3 protein-coding genes are annotated in these 3,300 nt (G+C 71.1%); all 3 read right to left on the reverse strand.

Features of this window, described 5'->3' with window-relative positions:
* A partial coding sequence (locus AAF184_25440) for a hypothetical protein (protein ID MEO0425699.1) occupies nucleotides 1-659 on the reverse strand: 659 nt, incomplete at its 3' end.
* Nucleotides 656-2,821, reverse strand: coding sequence for a hypothetical protein (locus AAF184_25445; GenBank protein ID MEO0425700.1), 2,166 nt, complete (start codon nucleotides 2,819-2,821; stop codon nucleotides 656-658). The genes AAF184_25440 and AAF184_25445, both read right to left, overlap by 4 nt.
* A partial coding sequence (locus tag AAF184_25450) for a hypothetical protein (protein ID MEO0425701.1) occupies nucleotides 2,818-3,300 on the reverse strand: 483 nt, incomplete at its 5' end. The genes AAF184_25450 and AAF184_25445, both read right to left, overlap by 4 nt.

The following is a 3,300-nucleotide window of genomic DNA, read 5'->3' on the forward strand; positions in this document are numbered from 1 at the left end:
CTCGCAAAGCGGTCCTGCGCGATGCGCATCCGCTGGGAGAGCTGGGCGCCGCTCGTCTCCGCCCACCGGCGCAATGCCTGCAGCTCGAAGGAAGGCGCGGAGGCTTCGATCATGATCCGAAGCGGCGTGGCCGCGCCCACGACCACCGGCACCGCGCCCGCGTCGAGCGAATCGCCCTCGCCATCCTCCAATCGCAAGCTCCCGAGGTAACGCCCAGTCGCCTTAGGCGTCAGCTCCAAGGTGAAGGTCGGCGCGTCCGGCGTCACCGTGGTCCGCACCTCCTCGGCACCGAACGGATCCTGCAACACCACCTCCGCGGGCGCCGACACGGCCGCTCGCCCCACCACCCGCAGGGCATCGCCGAGCGCCAGCTCCCGCGGCCAGTGCAGGGCGACGACCTGATCGCGCAGCGCCATCGGCTCGAAGGCGACGGAGGTGAGCTGCAGGTCGCGCCAGCGTTCCGGCGACAAGCCGGGGGCGGCGATCCGCGCGAACGGCGCGTGGCCAGGCTCGGCGAGGAACTCGCTGAGCCCTCGCGCATCGTCCCGAGCCTCCTCGCCTACTGTCGCCATCGCCTCTGCGCCGATGCGCGGTGGGGGCCAGACCGCGAATACCAATGCCAGCGTAGCGCCGATGGCCAGCCAGCGTTCCGGACTCACCGGCGCGCCCCGGCCCTGCCCCGGGCGTAGGCACGGGCGAGCGCATCGCGCGGCGCCTCCCGGGCTTGCGCCGGTGGCAAGGGCGCAGGTACGAGTCGCAGCAAGCCCTGGGCGAGCTGCGCTGCGCAGTCCCGACACCCGGGTGCGGTGCGCAGCGATTCCAGCGCACCTATCGCGCTCAATAGCTCGGATCGTCCCTCGTCCTGGTCCTGCAGCACTTGCCCCACCGCGTCGAGGAACTCGTTGGGGATGGCCGAGACCTCGCCGGCGATCAGGTCGGCGAGGCTCGCCAAGGCACGCCGCGCGAGCGCCTGCTCCTGCGGCGCCGCGGGAAAGCGACTGTCCGTGCTCAGGGTAAGGTCATCGAGTTCGCCGCTGAAGCGGCGTCCTTCGTCCGGTGGCGTGGTGCGGAAGCCGACGCGCCGTAGGTAGATACGCGAGCGCTGCTGCACGCGCTTGATCAGGTCCAGGGCGTCGTACTCGAAGGGCAGGGCCGCGTCCGGCGTCGCCAGGCGCAGCTGCAGCTCCGCGCCCCACATCTCGGCCAGCGCCGCCTTCAGCAGATCGCGGGTTTGCGGATCGAAGAGCGTCGCCTGCTCCGCCGTGTCGTGGGTGTGGCCGAACTGTTGCAGGACCGTGTCCAGGCGGCCGAAGGTCGGCGCATCGACGGCGCCGAAGCCACCGGCGCCCTCGCCGTGATCGTGTCCGTCGCCCGGGTAGTGCAGGGGCGGATCGTCCTGGTCCGGCATCGCCCCCGGCCCGATATCCGTGACCGACTCCTCGCCGAGAAACGTGCCGTAGCGCAGACGCAGGGCCTTCTGATCGAAGGCGATGGCCTGGGCACGGCCCGCGAAGGTCTCCACGCTAAGCTGCGGCGCAGCCGCTACCAGGGCCTCCGTGTCGATGATGATCTGGCGCTGACTGCGGAAGTACTCCGGCATCACGCGCATCGCCATCACCCCAACCTCGTCCTGCTCAGCGTAGCGCTCGGCGGGCCAGCGCACGATCCAGGTGCGGCTGCTGGCGAGGTTGGCTTCGGGTTCGCGATTGTCCCGCGCCTCGAGGTGCACGTAGAGCTCATCGCCCGGCTCCATGGCCAGGCTGCGCAGGTCGAAGCGGTGGCGGTACCGGCGCGCCGTGTCGGTCCCGCCCGCCAGCGCCTCCAGGGGCACGCTGCGCTCGCGGAAGCGCACGTTCTCGCCACCCCCGCTCGCCAGCGTGAGCCGAGCGACCACCTCACGGATTCCATAGTCGTCGGCCACCTCCACGTCGAGATCGATCATCGGTTGTGGGTCGATGCCGTCGAGTTCGGTCACCGTACGCGTTGGTGCGGTGAAATCGAACTGCGGCGGGCGATCCGGGATGATGCGCAGCAGCCTGAAGCGGTCGTCGTGGGCCCACGGCACATCGGCCACCACGCGGTAGGCGCTCGCCGCAGCCACACGCGGCGCGCTGCGCCAGCGGCCAGATTCTGCGCGCGTGAGGGGCGAGCGCTCGCCATCGTCGAATAGCAGCTGTACCCCCGCGAGGTCACCCTCGGTGCGTACCTCCCAGGTGAGCATCGAGCCCTGGGGAGCGATCACCTCACGGGCGTCATCGGTGAACGGCTCCAGATGGGTGTAAGCCGGCGGGGTAACCTCCAGGGACACCCGTGCCAACGTCGGCGCGGGCGCTACCACGGCCGTGGTGCTGGGCGGCGGCCCCGCCGAGGGCAATGCGAGGAACACGGCCCCGAGCGCCCCCAGGCCCGCGAACCACGGCAACACCCGATGGCGCGGCGCGGGGATCGCCCCCGCCAACTCGGCCTCATCGAGCGCCTGCAGGCGTGAGGCGATCCGGTCGCGCTGCAGGGCGGTGAGCCCCCTCGCCTGCGCGTGCAACACGAGGGTCACACTGTCCTCGAGTTGCGGGACCGCGCGATCCAGCCAACGCGCCATCTCCTTCCGCCCTACCCCGTGGCGTTGAAGCACCGTGGCGTCTCGCCAGAAGAACCAGCAAATCCCGAGGCCGATAGCGAACCAGAGGCTCGCCGCGTCATCGACCAGGGAGGACGCCCAGAGCGCGAGGGCACCCGCAAGCACCGCGGCCTCCGCCAGGTGCGCCCGTTGTTGACGTCCTCGCACCAGGGCGAGCCCCTCATCCAGGCGCGCGAGGGCGCTCATGGGTCGGCCCCGGCGGTCGAGGATCGCAGCTGCAGCGAACGGTCGATGCCCCAAAGCAACAGGCCAAAGGCGAGCAGATACGGGGCCAGGGGATAGCGCCAAGGGGGGGCCTCGGCGCTGTTGCGTACGCTCGGAAGGGCCTGGGAAGGCGCCACCTCGAGCCCAACGGGCAACGGCGCACGCCAGCGGTCCTCGAACCAACTCAAGAGCAAGGACGGAAACGCGCCGCTGGCGAGCAGCCCACCGTGGGCCTCGCGCAAGGTACCGAGCAAGCGGAGCTCGCGAGGCGAGGTGCCTCGTACCAGCACCACCTCCCCCGTAAGCGCTCGCCAGGCGGGCACCTCCCCAGGGTCGGGCGGCCTCACCACATCGAAGAGGGGCTGCTCATCACCCGCGAGATCGAGTACCACGGACGCCGTGATCTCCCCGGGGGTGTCGCTCAGCACCGTGGCGCCGCCCGCGAGCAGCGCGGCGACCGC

The organism is Pseudomonadota bacterium (genome assembly GCA_039815145.1).
In the GTDB taxonomy this organism is placed as follows: domain Bacteria; phylum Pseudomonadota; class Gammaproteobacteria; order Steroidobacterales; family JBCBZW01; genus JBCBZW01.

Coding starts and splice junctions, on each gene's coding strand:
- AAF184_25445 (MEO0425700.1), bottom strand. CDS start 2,821: ATGAGCGCCCTCGCGCGCCTGGATGAGGGGCTCGCCCTGGTGCGAGGA.